Genomic DNA, 18,035 nt, shown 5'->3' with positions numbered 1-18,035 from the left:
GGCAGAGACCCGCTCCCACGGGGGTGCGGGGGAGTTTCATCCCTGTGGGAGCGGGTCTCTGCCCGCGAAGGGGCCTGGCCTGCTTAGCGCGTTTCCACCGGACTACGCTAGCTCCTCGTCGTACGGGTTCTGGGCCTGGCGGCTCCAGAGGCGGAAGTACTGGCCCTGCTGGGCCAGCAGGTCGTCGTGGGAGCCGTCTTCGATGATGCGGCCGTCTTCGAACACCAGGATGCGGTCCAGGTGGGCAACCGTCGACAGCCGGTGGGCGACGACGATCACGGTCTTGTCCTGCATGATTTCGTCGAGCTTCTCCTGGATGAACCGTTCGGTGATAGAGTCCAGCGCCGAAGTCGCCTCGTCCATCACCAGAATGGGCGCGTTCTTGAGCAACACCCGGGCGATGGCGATGCGTTGGCGTTGGCCACCGGAAAGCTTCACGCCACGTTCACCCACCAGCGACTCGGCGCCCTGGTCCATGCCGTCGATGAACGCGCTCGCACCGGCGCGGTGGATGGCTTGGGCCAGTTCCTGAGGGCTGGCATCCAGACGACCGTAGTTGATGTTTTCGGCGATGCTGCGGTGAAACAGGCCAGGTTCCTGAGGGATCAGGCCGATCTGCTGATGCAGTGAATGCTGGGTCACCCTGCGCACATCCTGGCCATCGATCAACACCTGCCCTTGATTGACGTCGTACAGACGCAACAGCAGGTTGAGCAGCGACGACTTGCCCGAGCCGGAAGTGCCGACCAGGCCAACCCGCTGTCCCGCCGGGATGGACAACTGCAGATGCTCGAACACCGGCTTCTGCGGCGAATAACCAAAGCTCACATCGCGAAACTCAATGGCCCCGCGCACCGCGGCGAGCGGCTGCGCGTCGGGCTCGTCCACCACTTCATGGGGGCGGATCAAGGTGCGCACGCCGTTGGCGATGTTGCCGGTGGCCTCGAAGAAATCCAGGAAGCGCCGCGACAGGTTGGCGACGTCGGTGATGATCAACAGCGACAGGCTGGTGGCCATCACGAAAGTCGCGATGTCGATACTGCCCAGGCGCCAGAGGTACAGGGCGATCAGCAGCATGCCGACCTTGAGTGACATTCCGCAGATCGACTGGAACCAGCGGATTTTCTCCATGTAGCCGAACGAGCGGCCGGCGGCCTTCAACTCGCGGTCCAGGTAATCGCCCAGGTAGCGATGTTCGAACGAATGCCGGGCGAACAGGCGGATGTTGGTCAGGTTGGACACCGCATCCACCACCTTGCCGTTGCTGGTGCTGCGCGCCGCCGAGTATTGCTGGGACAGCGGGTGACTGCGCTTGGCCAGGAAATAGCAGACGGTGATGAACGCCACCGACCAGCCGAGCATGAACAGCGCCAGCCAGACCGACGCTGTGGCCAATACCGCCACGGCCAGGGTCAGGGTGACCAGCAGCGGAATCAGGTCGAACAGCAACAGCGCCAGCGCCTGGCCCACGCCCATGGAGACTTCGGAGATCTTGTGCGCCAGGGCACCGGCGAATTCGCTGCTGACGAAGCGATGGGAGTGGCGCTGCAGGTAGGCGTAGACCGCGTGGGTCACGGTGCGCCGTTGCAGTGGCAAGACGCGGATATGCGCGCCGGTGGCGCCGCGGGTACACAGCACTTCGAGCACCAGCAGGCCGGCGAACAGCAGCAGCGGCCGGCCCAGACTTTGCCAGTCCAGATTGGCCGTGCTGGCGGTGCTGACCACGCGGGTGATCTGCCCCAGCACCCAGGGCACCAGCACCGTGCAGGTCACTGCCACTACCTGCAACAGCAGGATCGCCAGATACCAACCCCGGAAATGGCCGACGAAGAAACGGGCGAAGGCGAAAGGCGTCTCTGGCAGCGACTGGATGTTCCAGCTGCGCAGGGCGTGTTGACGTTCCTTGTACGAGGGTTTCAAACGGTAGTCTCCGAGTGTCAGCGGCGCGGGCCGCGGTTGGGGTGTTGCGTTTCTACTGATGCACCGCGTATACCGCCGACGCGGCTCGCGCCGCTGCTACAGAGGAACGCGTGGACCGTGCGTCCGGTTTGGCGAGCGGGCCGTGTAGCAGCGGCGCAAGCCGCGTCCGGTGTGCCGAGCGGACCCTGTAGCAGCGGCGCAAGCCGCGTCCGGTGTGCCGAGCGGACCATGTAGGGCTCGGCTCAGATCGCCAGGGGTAGATAGGTCAGCGCGCGCAGGGCGCCGGTCTGCAGGGTCGGTACGGCGCTGAGCAAGGCTTGGGTGTAAGGGTGTTGCGGGCGGTCGAGGACCTGTCGCACCGCGCCCGCCTCCACCACCTCGCCATCCTTCATCACCAGTACATGGTCACTGACGTGGTTGATCACCCCCAGGTCGTGGGAAATGAACAGGCACGCCAGCCCCAGTCGATTCTTGAGGTCGTCGAGCAATTCCAGAATCTGCGCTTGCACCGACACGTCCAGCGCCGACACCGGCTCGTCGCACACCAGAATCTGCGGCTCGGCCGCCAGCGCGCGGGCAATCGCGATGCGCTGGCGTTGCCCTCCGGACAACTCGATGGGTCGCCGATCGATTACCGCAGCGTCCATCTTCACCAGCGCCAGCAAGTGCTGGGCCCGGCTCTCCCACGTTGCACGGGGATGACCCGCCACCTGCAACGCCTCGAACAGCACCTTTTGCACCGTGTAGCGCGGATCGAACGAGCTCAGCGGATCCTGGAACACCACCTGAATGCTGTGCCGAGCCTTCGCCTGCTGGGCCTTGTCGAGATCGGACCAGCGCTGGCCGTTGATCCACACCTGACCGCTGTCGGGACGTTCCAGTCCCAGGATCATGCGCGTAAGGGTGGTCTTGCCCGACCCGGATTCGCCGACGATGCCCAAGGTCCGGCCACGCTCCAGGCGCAGGGATACATCCGCGACCACCCTGCGCACCCGCCCGTCCGGACCTGGGAAGGACTTGCTCAGGTGTTCGGCACGAAGCAGAACTTCGCCAGTTTGAGGTATCTCGGCAACGATCGGCGCGTTACCGTAGGCGCGGCGAAAATGCACCGCGGTACCAGCTGCCAGCAGGCTCTGGGTATAGGGATGGCGAGGATCGCGCAGGATCTGGTCGACACTGCCCTGCTCCACGATCACCCCGTGCTGCATCACCGCAATGCGTGTGGCCAGGCGTGCGACCACTGCCAGGTCATGGCTGACAATGAGCATGGCCGTGTCTGCCCCGCGCAGCGATTCGAGCAGGCTCATGACTTGCGCCTGAACGGTGGCGTCCAGCGCCGTGGTGGGCTCGTCGGCGATCAGCAGGCGCGGGTTGCAGGCGATGGCCGAGGCGATCAAGGCACGCTGGCGCAAGCCACCCGACAACTGGCCCGGGTGCTGGCGCGCACGCAATTCCGGCTCGGGAACGCCGACCGAGCGCAACAGCTCGATGACCCGCGCATCGCGCTGCTGGCGCTTCAGGTCGGTGTGCAGGCGCAGCGGCTCGGCGATCTCCTGGCCGACGCGTCGCAACGGGTCCAGGGAACCCAACGCATCCTGCATGACGAAGCCCAACTGGGCGCCGCGCAGTTGCAGCCAGTCCTTCTCGCGCAGCGTGCGCAGATCCCGCCCGGCGAATGACAAGCGCTCGGCGCGGACCTGAGCGTGCGCCCCTGTCAGCCCGGCCAGGGTACGCGAGGTCACGCTCTTGCCCGAACCGGATTCGCCCACCAGCGCCAGGCATTCACCGGCGCGCAACTGAAAGCTGATGCCGCGGATCACCGGCTGCGCCTGGCCGGCGAAAGCGACGTGCAGATCCTGTACATCAAGCACCGGCAGCGCTGGCTGGACAATGGCATTCATAAGCGTTTTCCTTCGCTGCGACGCAGCAGTTCACGGCCGATGGCGGTGATCGAAATGACGGTGAAGGTGATCGCCAGCGCCGGCCAGGCGACCAGCCACCAGGCGTTGGCGAGGAAGTTGCGGCCGATGGCGAGCATGGTCCCCCACTCCGGCGCAGGCGGCGGCGCACCAAAACCGAGGAAGCTCAACGCAGCGCCTGCGGTGATGTTGCCGCCAATGCCGATGGTGGCCAGGATCAACACCGGCTTGATCGCATTGGGCAGCACGTGTCGCCCGATCACCGCGGCGCGCCCCAGGCCCAGGGTGGTCGCCGCTTCCACGTAACCTGCGCCACGCACCACCTGAGTTTGCGCGCGCACCAAGCGGGCGTAGCGCGGCACGCTGGCGATGCCGACGGCGATGATCAGGTTCAAGGTGCCCTGGCCGAAGAAGGTGATGATCACCAGCGCCAGCAGCAGATCGGGGAACGCCAGCAGCACGTCCACGCTGCGCATGACCGCCGCGTCCAGCCAGCGTGGACCCAAGCCTGCGACCACGCCCAGCAAGGTGCCCAGTGCCAGCCCCATGGCCGTGGCCGCCAGGCCCAGCAGCAGCGAAGGCCGCACGCCGTGGATCAGGCGGCTGAGTACATCGCGGCCATTCTCGTCGGTGCCCAGCCAGTGCAACGCATCGGGCGCGCGATACGCCTGGCGCGCCACGGCATCGAGCGGGTCGATCGACGTCAACAGGCCTGGGGCGATGGCCGCCACCACCAGCAGCAGCACGAAGGCGCCGGCCAGCACCAGGCCTGGGCGCAACCGGGTGCGGGCGCGCCGACGGCCGATGCCGGCGTCCAGTGTGCCCGCCGGGACCGGGCCCAGCATCGTGGGCGATGAACTGATTGCCATGGACGATTCTCCGTACGGCAGGCGCCAATCAAGGCGCCGGGTTGGGGGTCGCGCGATGGATCTCGGCGATCTTGTCCAGCAAGGTCGGGGTGAACTCGATGTCCAGCGCACTGAAGTTGTCCTGTAACTGCGCCTCGCTCGTTTGCCCGGTCAGCACGCTGCTGACGAATGGCTGCCGGGCGACGAAGCCCAGGGCCAGTTGCGCAGGCGTATAGCCGTAGTCTTTGGCCAACTGCACGTAGGCGGCGATGGCGCGGCTGGCCGATTCGCTGTCGTAGCGGTTGAAGGTGCGGTACACCGAGGTCAAACGCGAACCCTGCGGTCGCGCGCCGTTCAGGTATTTGCCGGTGAGGGTGCCGAACGCCAGTGGCGAATAGGCCAGCAACCCTACCCCTTCGCGATGGCTGAACTCCGACAGCCCGCCTTCGTACAACCGGTTCAACAGGCTGTAGGGGTTCTGCACACTGGCAATGCGCGGCAGCCCGCGTTGCTCGGCCTGTTGGAGAAAGCGCGCCACGCCCCAGGGCGTCTCGTTGGAGACACCGATGTGACGGATCTTGCCGGCCTTGACCAGTTCGCCGAGCACCTCCAGGGTTTCTTCGATGGCAACACTGCCGCTGTCGTCGACATAGGGGTATTCACGTTGACCGAAGATATTGGTGGTGCGATCGGGCCAATGCAGCTGGTAGAGGTCCAGGTAATCGGTCTGCAGGCGCTTGAGGCTGCCTTCCAGCGCGGCGGTGATGTTGGCACGGTCGTGGCGGGTCAAGCCGTCGCGGATGTGGCCGCCGGTGCCCGGCTGGCGCGGTGGGCCGATGATCTTGCTGGCCAGCACGACGTCGGCACGACGCCCGCTGCGTTGCAGCCAGGTGCCGATGAAGCGCTCGGTGCTGCCCCAGGTATCGGCATGGGTCGGCGTGGGATACATCTCTGCGGTGTCGATCAGATTGACGCCGTGCGCCAGGGCCAGGTCCAGTTGCCGATGGGCGTCCTGCTCGCTGTTCTGATGCCCCCAGGTCATGGTGCCCAGGCCGAGCAGGCTGACGTTGAGGTCGGTGTTGCCAAGGGTGCGATATTTCATGGTTCGAATCGGTCCGTTGCAGGCGAGAGAGGTTCAGGCGCTGTGTGCGTACTGGCTGGCCGGATACGGCAGGCCCAGGTGATCGCGCAGGGTGTGGCCGCTGTATTCGTGGCGGAACACGCCGCGCTGGCGCAGCAGCGGCACCACTTCATCGACGAAGATCTCGACGCCGGAGGGAAACATGTCCGGCATGATGTTGAAGCCGTCGGCGGCACCAGCCAGAAACCAGTGCTCCAGGGTGTCGGCGACCTGCTCCGGGGTGCCGACCAGCAGGCGATGGCCGACCAGAATGCGCCGCGACAGTTGGCGGATGCTGAGGTTTTCCCGACGCGCCAGGTTCAGCTGGGCTTCGAGAAACCCGTGCGAGCCGCGTTCGAACGAGGCCACCGGGCCGATCTTGTCCCAAGGCAATGGTGCGTCGGGGTCCAGCTCGGCCACGCTCAGGCCGACGCGCGCCGCCACCTGATACAGCAAGCCTTCTTCGCCGTGGAAATCGTTGAGCCGATCGAAGCGCGCGTGGGCTTCAGCCTCGGTACTGCCGATCACCGTCGACAGGCCCGGCATGATCTTCAAGTGCGCCGGATTGCGCCCCCACTGACGGGCGCGGTGTTTCATTTCCTGATAGAAGCCCTGGCCGTCTTCCAGGGTGGTCTGGGTGGTGAAGATCGCATCGGCGTAGCGCGAGCCCAGCGCCTTGCCGCCTTCGGAGGAGCCGGCCTGCACCAGCACCGGTCGGCCCTGGGGCGAGCGCGGCAGGTTAAGCGGGCCCTTCACCGAAAAGTGCTCGCCGACGAAGTTGGGGGTGTGCACCTTGGCCGGGTCGGCGAAACGGCCGCTGGCGGCATCACCGATGATGGCGTCGTCTTCCCAGCTGTCCCACAGTTTGAGGGTGATGTCGATGAATTCGTCGGCGCGGGCGTAGCGGTCCACGTGCAGCGGCGCGCCGGCCAGGCCGAAGTTCTGCGCGGCGGCATCGCCGGCGTTGGTCACCACGTTCCAGGCCGCCCTACCGCCGCTGATGTGGTCCAGCGAAGAGAAGCGCCGCGCCAGGTTGAACGGATCGTTGTAGGTGCTGGACGCGGTGGCGATCACCCCGATGCGTTGCGTGGCCAGCGCCACGGCGGTCAGCAGTACCGTGGGCTCCAGGCGACCGGCCGGGTGCTGCGCCACGTCGCCGCCCAGCGCCGGACCGTCGGCGAGGAAGATCGCATCCAGCGTGCCGCGTTCGGAGATGCGCGCGATGTTGCAGTAATACTCGGCGTCCAGATAAGCATTGGCCGGTACCTCCCTCGCCCGCCAGGCGGCTGCGTGGGCGCCGAAGCCGAGGATGTTCATGCCGATGCTCATTTGCGGTTTGGGGCTCATGACGGTTCCTTGGAAACGGTTCAGACGGCGCTGGCTTCGTCGTGCAGCGCAGCGGCGGGTTCGGACTGGACGGCGTCGTGCGCAGCCTGTGAGGCGCGCCAGGCGGCATTCGGGCTGATGCCGTTGAGGTAGTAGTTACCCAGCGCCCGCTCGCGGTAGATCGCCGGGTTGTGCGAGGCCAGCGTGCGCGCGTTGCGCCAGTGCCGGTCCAGGCGCCGCGACTGGCTGGTGGCCGAGGCACCGCCGACTTCGAACAACAGCGTGGTGGCCTCCAGCACCTGCTCCAGCACGATCTGCTGAGCCTGAAAGGCGCGCACTTCGGCCTCGGTGTAATGGGCTTCGCTGGCCTGCCCGGCACGTTCGGCCTCGTAGACGTTCTGCAACACCTGGGCGACCGCCAGCACCTGGGTCTGCGCGGCATAGGCCAGGCTCGACAGGCGGCCGACGACGCGCTGTACGAGTGGATCTTCCCTGGGGCTGGACTGGCCCGGGACGCCAAAGGCGCGGGTCCGCCCCTGAACGAACTCGCTGGCATCGCGCAGCACCGCCCGGGCGATCCCGGCAAGGGTCGCCAGGTGAAACAGTTGATAGAACGCCGAAATGTAGGACTCGGGACGCTGCTCGCCGGCTGCATAGCGACGCAACACGTACTCGGACGGCACCGGGACATTGTCGAAACGCGTGGTGCCGCTGCCCGACAGGCGCTGGCCGAAGCCGTCCCAGTCGTCATCGCGGGTCACGCCGGGCGCGTTGGTCGGCACCGAGACGCTGACGAAGTCCTCACCGGTCAGCGCCGACACGGCGATCCAGTCGGCGTACAGGGTGCCGGTGCAGTAAAACTTCTTGCCGTCCAGACGCCAGCGCTGCTCACCTTCGGCCGTCAGGGTCACGCTCTGCTTGCTGGTGTCGGTACGCTCGGCCATGGCCGCGCCCCACAGATCACCGGCAACCACCTTGCCCAGCCAGTACGCCTGGGACTCGGCTTCGTCGCGGGACAGACGGCCTTCGACGAAGCCGAAATGCGCGCGCAGGATGTGCGGCAGGTTCGAGTCGGCCTCGGCCAGCTCGATCAGCAGCTCGAACAATTGCGGCAGGCTGGCGCCACCGCCGCCCTGCTCGCGAGGCACGCGCAGCGCCCCGAAGCCGGCCTCACGCAGCCAGTTCACCGCATCGAAGGCCAGCTCGCGCTGCTGCTCGCGGGCCAGCGCAGTGGCCTCGATGCGCGCGAAGATCTCGGCAAAGGGGGCCCGCAGACGGGCGTAGTCGAAAGCCAGCGGAAAACCGCCGGTACGCTGTTCAACACTCATGATCATTCCTTGCGTCATCGGGCTGCCGAGCAGCCATGAAAATTCGGGTCATGCGGACTTCACTCGCGGGTCGACCCAGTGGTTGATCAGGTCCACCACCAGGTTCACCGCCACATAGATCGCCGCCGCCAACAGGGTGATGCCCAAGACCATGGGCACGTCCTTGGCATTGGCGGCATCGAGCATCAGCCGGCCAATGCCTTGGCGGGAAAACAGCAACTCCACGATCACCGCCCCGCCCAGCAGGCTGGCGAACACGAAGCCGGCCAGGGTCACCAGTGGCACCAGCGCATGGCGCAGGGCGTGGCGCAGGCGCACGCCGGTTTCGGACATGCCCCGGGCGCGCGCCATGGCGATGAAGGGTTGGTCGAGTATGTCTTCCAGTTCCTGACGCAGCACCTGGGTCAGTACGGCGGCGAGTGGTAGGGCCAGAGCCAAGGTCGGCAGGATCAGCGACTGCCAACTGCCCGATCCGGAAGGCGGCAGTACATGCCAGTGAAAGGCGAACACCAGCAGCAACAGGATGCCGATGACGAACGAAGGCGCCGACGACAGCACCAGCTCGGTCCCCGACACCAGCGAGCGTACCAATGGGCTGCGCTTGGCCGTGGTGATCGCGCTGATGACCGACAGCAGCACGGCCACCAGCGCCGCGCAGATCGACAGCTGCACCGTGGCGCCGATCTGTGCGCCAATGGCCCGCGTGACCGGAATGCGCAGGCGATAGGACTCGCCCAGATCGCCCTGGACCAGGCGAGCGATGTAGTGGCCGTACTGCACGATCAGCGGCTGATCGAGGCCGTACTCGGCGCGCACCCGCACGATCATCTCCGGGGTCGGCATGGATTCCGGGCCGCCGAGAATGGCCAGTGCGGGGTCGCCACCGCTGAGGTTGATGGCCAGAAAGGTCAGGCTGGCCGCGCCCCACAGCACCCCGACACCGGCCAGCAGCCGCCAGAAAATCCTGATTGCGATACTGTTCATTCAGCCTCCGGTTGCAGCCACAGGCTGGGCAGGAAAACGGTGTTGTGGGAGGTGTCGAAGATCACCCCCGCAAGGCGTTTGGAATACGCCACCAGTACATGGCTCTCGAACGACGGCACCACCGGCACTAACTCGGCCAGACGCTGCTGTGCCTTGCTGTACAGCGGTTGCAACTGCGCTGGATCGTGACTGCGCCGTGCCGCGGCCAACAGTCGATCCAGCTCGGCATCGCGAAAGCGACCGGCGTTCTGGCCGATGCGTTTTTCCGAGGTAATGGAGTCGCTGTGATAGAGGATGTACAGGCCGTCCGGCGTATTGGTGTGCCAGTAACCGCCGCCAATCATCTGGAAATCACCGGCATAGCGGCGGTCGGTGGCCTGGGCCACCGGCAACAGTTCGATGCGCAGCTGGAAACCGAGCTTTTTCAGGTCCGCCTGAATCGCCACCGCCACGGCGCTGGAGAAGCTCGGGCTCTCGGTGGCCAACAGCGTTGCCCCCAGCCGCTGGCCGTTGCGGGTGCGATACCCCTCAGGGTCGCGCGCGGTCCAGCCCGCCTCGTCGAGGGCAGCGTTGGCCGCCTTGGGGTCGTAGGCCAGCACGTCCTTGTAGGCCGGGTCGTAATAGCGCGTATTGGCGGCGAGGAAATCAGCCTTGGGCCGGAACTCGCCAAAACCGATGATCCAGGCCAGGCCCTCGCGGTCGATGCCCTTGGCCACCGCACGACGCACGCGCACATCGTCGAACGGCGCCTTTTCCACGTTGAAGGTCAGGCTGCGAAACGGATTGCCCTTGCGAATGCGGCTGCGCAGGGTCAGCGCCGTCGACTCGCGAATGCCCTTGGCATTCTGCGGCGGCGCATCCAGGGTCAGGTCGGACTGTCCGGCCTCCAGTGAGGTGAAGCGGATCATCGCCTCGGGCACGAAACTCAGCTCGATGCGGTCGAGGTAGGCTTCGCCCTGGTGGCGTGTGACTGGCGGGGACCAGTCATAGCCTTTGCGGCGCACGAACACCGCGCCCTGGTCGCGGGTGTAGCTGTGCAGCACGAACGGTCCGGAGCCGACTGGATGCTCGGCGATCGATTTCGGCGCTTCGAGAATCTGCTTCGGCGAAATCATCCCCAACCAGGATTGCGCGAGCACGTCGAGAAACGGCGAGTAGGGTTCGCGCAAGGTGGCCTCGAAGGTGTACTCGTCCAGCACTCGCCCCTGCACATAGGGCGCGATGTAAGCCGCAGCCAGCGGTGATTTGGTGGCCGGATCGCGCATGTGCTCGAGGTTGATCTTCACTGCCTGGGCGTTGAAGGGCTCGCCATCGCTGAAGGTCACGCCCTCGCGCAGGTGGAAGGTGTAGGTCAGGCCGTCGTCCGACACCTCCCACGATTTGGCCAGCCAGGGCGAAACGTTGCCCTGCTCGTCCTGATAGACCAGGCAGTCATAGAGCACCCGCCCCAGCCACTGCACGTTGCCATGGGAAATGGAATGCACGTCGAAGGTGCCGGTGTCGGTCGCGGTGGTCACCCGCAGGGTACCGCCGCGCTTGCCCGGCCCGGCTTCGTGGTAGTCGCTGGCGGGATAGCTGATCAGGTCGCCGTCGACGATGCCATCGGTGCTCGGCGCGCGCGTGACCGGCGTACTGGTGGCATCTGTGCGGGGTACATCGGTACTGGGCGAGCAGGCCGACAGCGCTAGCAACGTGCTGACGAGCGCGATCCTGAGAAACACGAGTGTCATGAGCGGGCAGCCATCAGAAGTTGTAGGTCACACCGGTGAACGCGCCGAAGCCATCCCCCGGATAGAGCGCGGCCGTGTCCTGCCCCTGCGCGTTGTAGCCGGGCACGATGGCCGTCACGTAGTCCTTGTCGCCCAGGTTCTTCAGGTCCACATAGGCCTGCCACTGCTTGCTCGGTGCGTCGTAGCCCAGGCGTGCACCGAAAATCGTGTAGGACGGCGCATTGAAGGTGTTGGCGTAGTCCACCGCCGTGCTGGACACGGACCGGACGTTGACGCCTGCGTAGAAGCCGTTGGCGTACTGGTATTGCAGCTCGGCCTGGTAGATGTGCTTGGGCAAACCGGGGAGTTCGTTCCTGCTGAACGAGGGGTCGTGGCGATAGTAGAAGTCGTTCAACGTGTAAGCCTGGCGCCAGCTCAGGACGTCGCCATTGCTGCCCTGCCAGAGCCGCGTGGTCAGCCCCGCTTCGATGCCCTGGTGAATGGTCGGGGTGGCGTTGGCGGTCGTGACGATCGCCGCGCTGGTGCCGGTGGCGGCGGCAATCTGGGTCGTCAGCAGTTCGTTCTTGATCCAGGAGCGGTACAGCACCAGGCTGCCATCGAAGCGCTCGGACTGGCCGCGGATACCGAACTCCACGGTGTTGGCGGTCTGCGGCACCAATGGCTTGATGTAGTTGTTGGTCACCCCGGAGTTGGAGATCGACCACGAGCTGGGCGGGTCGATGGAGCGGCTGACGTTGCCGAACACCTGCAGGTTCGGCGTCAGCTCGTAACGCAGCCCGGCCCGGGGTGCCAGGGACCAATCGTCATAGTCGTAACGCGTGGGGAAGCCGCTGGTGTTGGCTCGGTCGCTGAACGTCACGTCGATGTCGCGCTCGATCTGGATCGCCGAAACGCCGGTGCTCAGGTACAACCGGTCGGTTAGCCCCAGGTCGTTGCCCACGGTGAAGACACGGTCGGACGAGCCGTCGTACTTGACGTTCTTCTGCAGGATGCCAAGGTCCTTGTCACCGCGGTAGGTCTTGGCGCCGGCATTCAGGTGCTCGGTGCTGGTGAAGCCCAGGGTGGTGGTGCTGTCCAGCCCGAACAGTTGATCGTTGCGGGTGTATTTGAGCGAGGCGTTGAGGTCGCTCCAGTCCCAGTAATTCGGGTTGACCGGGCTGCGCCGATTGAGGATCTGCGGGTAGTCGTGGTAGCCGATGCCGAATTCCAGGGTCGCGCTGTCGTCGAATGTGTAGGTGGTCTTGCTCGCCACCCAGGTCGACCCGCGTTTGGTGGAGTCGCCGCGGCTGGTGCGCGTGGCCGCATTGGTCTGGGTGCTGTCGTGTTTGAGCTGGGCACGGGTCAAGGCCCCGGCATTCTCGTGGAATTCCTCGCGATAACGCACGATCAGGCGGGTCTGCAGCTTCGGGCTGAAGCGGTAGCCGAAATTGCCCACCACGCCTTGGGACTTGCTGAAGGTGTAATCCTGATAACCATCGCGTCGAGCGTTGTCGACGCTGACGAAGTAATCCGCATCGCCCACCACACCACCGGTGCGCAGGGTCTGTTTCTGCCAGCCGAAACTGCCCCCCTCGAGCTTGATCTGGCTGCCCGGCGCGCTGTAGCCGGTGTGGGTGATGAAGTTGATGCCACCGCCCAACGACAAGGCGCCGTACTCGAACGCATTGGCGCCGCGCAGGATCTCGGTGTACTGCAGGCCTTGCCCGTCCAGCAGTTCGTACGGCGTGCCCCCGGCGCCGGTCAGGGCCAAGCCGTCGAAGAGAAACTTGGTGCCTTCGCGAAAGTAGCCGGGCGAAGCATTCGCGCCGGAACCACGGATGGAAATCTTGATCGCGTCATTGCCCCCCGCCGACTGCGCGTACACGCCAGGCTGGTAGGCCAGGGTGTCTTCGAGGCTGGCCGAACGGCCCTTATTGACCTCGGCCTGGTCGACCAGGCTGGTGCTACCGGGTACTTCCGCAAGCCTGGCCCGCGCCTGCTCGACCGGTGTCGCCTTGGCCGCCTGCACGGTGACCGTTTGCAAGCGTTGCTCGGCCGTATCGGCCAGCGCCGGCGTGACGTTGAACAACAGGCAGGCGCTCAGGCCTGAGGCAAATTCGGTATAACGAAAAGCGCTGCTGCGCCGATTGTTCAATGACGGCGTAAAGGCATGTAACTTCAACGGTGTTGCTCCCACCCAATGAATATAAGGCGAGCTTCTATTGGTATAGTCGGACTCGGGTGATGACGTCTGCGACCTCATCGATAAAGTTGGAGATTGCAGTGTTCGTGCCAATCACCAAGTGCCCTGAACAGGGAACTTTTTTAATATCAGGTAGCGGCTGGATGTTTGAAATAGCCGCAACTGCTTAGTGACTGCTGCCCCAGCAACACTTGTGAGAGATAGCCCCCCGTAGGAGCGGTCCGTGGCCGCGAAGGGCGCGATTCGGTATGCCTGATACACCGCGGTGCCCTCTTCGCGGCCGATGACCGCTCCTACGGTAGGCATTGAATTACCGGAAGCTGTACTGCACCCCCGCATACGCACCTATACCATCCCCCGGAATGATCGCCCTGACATCGTTGCCGTTGGCATTAAACGTCGGGCTGATGGAGGCGGCGTACTTCTCGTCGGTCAAATTGCGCAGGTCCAGATAGACATTCCAATCCTTCTTCGGCGAATCCCAGCCCAGTATCGCGCCCCACAGGTTGTAAGAACCGGCGTCCTTGGTGTTGGCAAAATCCACCGGTGTCTTGGAGGCGTAGTAAGTGTTCACGCCCACATAAACGCCATTGCTGAAGTCATAACGCAGTTCAGCCTGGTAATTGTGTTTGGGAATGCCGGGCAACCGATTGCTGCCGAACTGCTCATCATCGCGGTAGAAAAAGTCGCTATAGGTATAGGACTGACGCAAGTGCAATGAATCGCCGTCGTTCTGGTACAGCAGAGAATCCAGACCCAGCTCCACACCCTGGTGAATGGTCTTACTGGCGTTGTATTCGGAGGTCAGCGCATCGGCGGTGGAAGTGGCCTCTCTGATGATCACCGAGAGCAGCTCATCCTGCACGTGGGACCGATAGAACGTCAGGTCCCAGTTGTTGTTGCCGAACTGCCCACGGGTGCCGAATTCCAACGTATCGGCAATCTGCGGTTCAAGTTTCTGTCCACCGGAGTTGAGCCCGGTGGCCGGCCCGGACGTGAACACCTGCGCACCGGATACATAAGCCCACGACTGCTGGGCCTCGACCGTGCGACTGAGGTTGCCGAACAGTTGCCAGTTAGGGTTGATCTGGTAACGCACGCCCACCCTGGGGGCAAACTCCCAGTCGTTCTTTTCGATGGGGTTGTTGGGGTTGTCGGCCTCGCCACCGACCGGATACGACACCTTGGCCTTGCGCTGGAACTCCACGGCGGAAAGGCCTGCGCTCAACCACAGTGTGTTGTCGATCCACTCGGTTTCATTGCTGGCGCTCAACACGGTGTCGGAGCCTTCGTACTCAGCCTTGCGCACCAACGCCCCGGACGGCAGGTTGGCGGTGATACCGGAAGGAATCCGCACCTTGGTCTTGGCGTAAGCATTCAAATGCTCGGTCCGCAGGGCGTTGAATCGGGTGATGCTGTTCTTGCCGAACAACGTGTCCAGGCGGTCGTATTTCAAACTGGCGGAATAATCGCTGAAGCCCCAAGTCGTGCGGTTGACGCCCTGTCGCGCGTCGATTGGATAGTCGTGGTAGACCAATCCCACTTCCAGGTTGGAATCGTCATCGAAGGTGTATTGGGTCTTGCTCGCTACCCAGGTCGAACCTGGCTGTTTGCGATGCGCACGTACGTTCACACTGGCCGGGTTGGCCTGCTCGGGATCGTCCTTGAGTTGCGCGCGGGTGATGTAACCAGGCGTCTCGTTATCGGTGGTGCGATAGCGGTAGTAGAGACGGGATTTCAACTGCGGCGAAAACTGGTAGCCGACATTGCCGGCGAAACCTGCGCTCTTGCCTTGGGTTTGATCCTGAAAGCCGTCCGACGCCGAGTCGGTGAGGCTGACGTAATAGTCGAGCGGGCCCAGCACTTGCCCTGAACTGATCTGACGCTTTTGATAGCCGTAACTACCGGCCTCATAGCGCACTTGCAAGGGCGCGGAATTGTAGCCGGTCTTGGTCACGTAGTTGATCGCACCGCCCAGATACAATGAGCCGATATCGAAAGCATTGCCGCCGCGCAGCACTTCGGTATGGCTCAGGCCCAGCGGCTCGAACAGTTCATAGGGCGTACCGCCAGGCCCGGACACCGGCAGGCCGTCGAATAGGTAGAAGATGCCAGCGCGGAAATAACCCACGCCCTTGTTGATACCCGACCCACGAATGGAAATCCGTGTGCCGTCGTTGCTGCCGCCGCCCTGCGTGGCGATGACACCGGGCTGCAGAGCGAAGATATCGGTACTGGTCGACACGCGCCCCTTTTCGACGGCCGCTGAATCAACATAGTTGACCCCACCTGCCACTTCCTTCAAAGCCGTTTCGGCGCGTTGGTTCTCGTCCAGCCTGGCACCCTGAACAACTACGGTACTGAGTTGACTGGTCGGCTTCTGCTCGGCCGATTCGGTGACTGGTGCGGCATGAAGTTGGCCGATAAACAGCAATGTCGCCCCAGCGCCCAGCGCCGACGGCAAGCGATTGCGTGCCGTCGTTGTTGCAATGACTTCCCCGTTCATTCCCTGCTCCTGCTTGACTCATATAACACCGCCCTGAATAAAGACGGTGCTTATTTATTGGCAACAGGGTGATAGCAGAGAGCGTGCCAGCTATTGAGCGGCTGAAACGCGTTAAAACCGTACATTAGAGCGGCCAAGTGGCCGCCAGCACACACTTGATGATGAACGACTGCCTTGATTCGAACACTTGAACTTCACTACAGCCTGGTCAATAAACACCCGATATCGATCATCCGTGGGAGCGGTCATCGTCCGCGAAGAATTCTTCACCTATTTATCGTGAACAATAAGCGCCTGGAGTCGTCAGCATGCCTATCGTCAATTTGGAACCCGACGCCATCGACGGCGGGCTCCATCCTTACCAAGGAGGTCAACCATGCTCACCGATTGGGAAATGTGTATTCGCCTGCTGTTGGCTGCTCTGCTCGGCAGCCTGATCGGGCTCGAACGCGAGCGGCTGCTGTGGGCCGCAGGTCTGCGTACTCACATGCTGGTGTGCGTGGGCTCGTGCCTGCTCATGATCGTATCGTCGTTCGGCTTTCAGGATGCCCTGGCCATGGCGCACACCGAACTCGACCCCTCGCGGGTGGCGGCGCAGGTGGTTTCAGGTATCGGTTTCCTGGGCGCCGGCTCGATCCTGCTGCGCGGCGAAGTGATTCGCGGACTCACCACGGCGGCCAGCCTCTGGACGGTCGCCGCCATCGGCCTATCGGTAGGCGGTGGGCTGTACGTGGTCAGCACCGCCGCCACCTTTATCATTCTGGTGATCCTGATCGCCATAAAACCTATGGAGCGGGTCTACCGCAACCGCGTGCAGGTCCATGTCATCAAACTGATCGCCCCGTCGCAGACGCTTTCCCTGAAAAAGGTCAACGAAGTGATGGGCAACCGCGCGGGCAAGGTCAGACAATTCATCGTCGAAAAAGGCAATCGTGACGACACCGACAGCATCACCATCGAACTCAAACGCACTTCAGGCGCGCAGGCCAAGCAGATACTGGAGCAACTGCTGACCATCGACGGGGTTCAGGAGGATGCTTCCAGCCAATGAGCGTCGCCAAGCTTGAACACCAGCGTGTCACACACCCCGAAGACATCCGATCGACGATCACCGACCAGGGTGCGAACCAGGCGAAACCCGGCCGACTCCGCGAGCCGGCGGCTGGCGGCGTTGGCTGAAGACGTCGTCAGGTACAAACGTGTTCCAGGCAACTGGGCAATCAGTGCTGTCAACGCTTCGCGCATCAACCCCCGGCCTTGGAATGATTGGTTCGCCCAATAACCTATTTCGTGGGAGCCATCGGCTTTGGGGGTGAAGCCGATACACCCCACCAGTTGCTGCGGGTGCTCGCGAGTCAGCAGGAAGAACTTTTTCTCCGCATCGTGGCGGACGAAATCGCTCTGCGCTCGCTGCAGGGTGTCCCGCGTATCGGTCAGCTCCCAGCGTGGCCGGCTCCAAACCAGAAACAGACGATGGGTTTCGTAACTCGCGTTCAAGGCGTCCGCCAAGAGCTGTGCCAGGGCAACATTCGGGGCGACTATTTCAAGACGAGGCGTCAGCAGCGGCGTCTGCACCAGAGGCGGGATCAACTGGGTGCGATAACGCACCAGCGACAGAGATTCCCCATCCTCAACCACCGTTCGCTCGCTGCCAGGTTCGCGGACGAACCCAATGGCCTGATAGAACCCGATTGCCCGCTCGTTCCCCGCCAATACCCACGCGGTCACGTCGGTGTAGCTGTCGCGCGTGAGGTTTTCCTGGATGACCTGCCACAACCGGCGACCCAGACCTTGCGACCAGACCTCGGGCAGCAGATTGATAGCGCGCAGTTCGGCCGTAGCCGAACCCGCCTCAGCATCCCTGCTGGGCCCGAAAGAGGCCCAACCCAAGACTTGCCCGCTTCGCTCGATCACCCACAACGACATTGTCCGCTGAACGATCGCCTCGCGTAGCACGTTTGCCCGCTGCTCCAGCTTGTCTTCAAGCGCCAGCAGGTAGGACGGTGAAAGAAGGTCTTGGTAGGCCGCCTGCCAGGCGGCCAGATGAACATGTGCGAGTTGTTGTGCATCCTCCATTTGTGCCGCTCGCAGACGAATCGTGCTTGAGTCACAAGTGCTTTGTTCGTACATGTGCCACATCCTTGTCGTTACTGGTACCCATGCGAAACCATA

At 63.7% G+C, this 18,035-nt stretch carries 12 protein-coding genes; 1 reads left to right on the top strand and 11 read right to left on the bottom strand.

The annotated features are described in order from the left end of the window. Nucleotides 1-102: 102 nt before the first annotated feature. The 10 genes from QMX89_RS02765 to QMX89_RS02720 all read right to left on the bottom strand — a co-directional run bounded on the left by QMX89_RS02765 (nucleotide 103) and on the right by QMX89_RS02720 (nucleotide 15,863). Nucleotides 103-1,920: an ABC transporter ATP-binding protein gene (locus QMX89_RS02765; protein WP_282346614.1), complete on the bottom strand. Its 1,818-nt coding sequence runs from the start codon at nucleotides 1,918-1,920 to the stop codon at nucleotides 103-105. Nucleotides 1,921-2,162: 242 nt separating this feature from the next. Beyond that, entirely contained in the window at nucleotides 2,163-3,821 is a 1,659-nt protein-coding gene (locus tag QMX89_RS02760; protein WP_282346613.1) for an ABC transporter ATP-binding protein, read from the bottom strand. After that, the gene (locus QMX89_RS02755; protein WP_282346627.1) at nucleotides 3,818-4,684 is read right to left on the bottom strand and encodes an ABC transporter permease; all 867 of its coding nucleotides are present in this window, start codon (nucleotides 4,682-4,684) and stop codon (nucleotides 3,818-3,820) included. The genes QMX89_RS02760 and QMX89_RS02755 overlap by 4 nt, the downstream gene beginning before the upstream one ends. Before the next feature lie 52 nt (nucleotides 4,685-4,736). Beyond that, nucleotides 4,737-5,789, bottom strand: coding sequence for an NADP(H)-dependent aldo-keto reductase (locus QMX89_RS02750; protein ID WP_192067119.1), 1,053 nt, complete (start codon nucleotides 5,787-5,789; stop codon nucleotides 4,737-4,739). 33 nt (nucleotides 5,790-5,822) lie between these two features. Next, on the bottom strand, nucleotides 5,823-7,154 hold the full coding sequence (locus QMX89_RS02745; protein WP_282346606.1) for an LLM class flavin-dependent oxidoreductase: 1,332 nt from the start codon (nucleotides 7,152-7,154) through the stop codon (nucleotides 5,823-5,825). A gap of 20 nt (nucleotides 7,155-7,174) precedes the next feature. Then, nucleotides 7,175-8,461 carry an acyl-CoA dehydrogenase family protein gene (locus QMX89_RS02740; RefSeq protein WP_282346604.1) on the bottom strand — a complete coding sequence of 429 codons (1,287 nt, stop codon included), beginning with the start codon at nucleotides 8,459-8,461 and terminating at the stop codon, nucleotides 7,175-7,177. Between the two features lie 48 nt (nucleotides 8,462-8,509). Next, nucleotides 8,510-9,445, bottom strand: coding sequence for an ABC transporter permease (locus QMX89_RS02735; protein ID WP_282346602.1), 936 nt, complete (start codon nucleotides 9,443-9,445; stop codon nucleotides 8,510-8,512). Continuing rightward, a complete protein-coding gene (locus tag QMX89_RS02730) occupies nucleotides 9,442-11,175 on the bottom strand; it encodes an ABC transporter substrate-binding protein (RefSeq protein WP_282346600.1) in 1,734 nt (577 codons plus the stop codon). Before QMX89_RS02730 ends, QMX89_RS02735 begins: the two co-directional genes overlap by 4 nt. Nucleotides 11,176-11,188: 13 nt before the next feature. Next, nucleotides 11,189-13,336 (bottom strand): TonB-dependent receptor, encoded by a 2,148-nt coding sequence (locus QMX89_RS02725; RefSeq protein ID WP_282346598.1) that lies wholly within the window; start codon nucleotides 13,334-13,336, stop codon nucleotides 11,189-11,191. A gap of 331 nt (nucleotides 13,337-13,667) precedes the next feature. Beyond that, nucleotides 13,668-15,863: a TonB-dependent receptor gene (locus tag QMX89_RS02720; protein WP_282346596.1), complete on the bottom strand. Its 2,196-nt coding sequence runs from the start codon at nucleotides 15,861-15,863 to the stop codon at nucleotides 13,668-13,670. Nucleotides 15,864-16,239: 376 nt separating this feature from the next. On the opposite strand from QMX89_RS02720, the gene QMX89_RS02715 reads away from it, so the two are divergent. Then, nucleotides 16,240-16,914, top strand: coding sequence for an MgtC/SapB family protein (locus tag QMX89_RS02715; RefSeq protein WP_043190299.1), 675 nt, complete (start codon nucleotides 16,240-16,242; stop codon nucleotides 16,912-16,914). On the opposite strand, the gene QMX89_RS02710 is transcribed toward QMX89_RS02715, so the two are convergent. Further along, nucleotides 16,890-17,993 carry a GNAT family N-acetyltransferase gene (locus QMX89_RS02710; RefSeq protein ID WP_282346594.1) on the bottom strand — a complete coding sequence of 368 codons (1,104 nt, stop codon included), beginning with the start codon at nucleotides 17,991-17,993 and terminating at the stop codon, nucleotides 16,890-16,892. The two genes, QMX89_RS02715 and QMX89_RS02710, sit on opposite strands and share 25 nt — an antisense overlap. Between the last annotated feature and the right edge of the window lie 42 nt (nucleotides 17,994-18,035).

Origin of the sequence: Pseudomonas sp. PS01301 (assembly GCF_029960215.1) — a bacterium.
Taxonomy (GTDB): Bacteria; Pseudomonadota; Gammaproteobacteria; order Pseudomonadales; family Pseudomonadaceae; genus Aquipseudomonas; species Aquipseudomonas coleopterorum.
The sequence above is the reverse complement of the archived record's forward strand: the minus strand, read 5'-3'. Positions and strand labels throughout refer to the sequence as shown.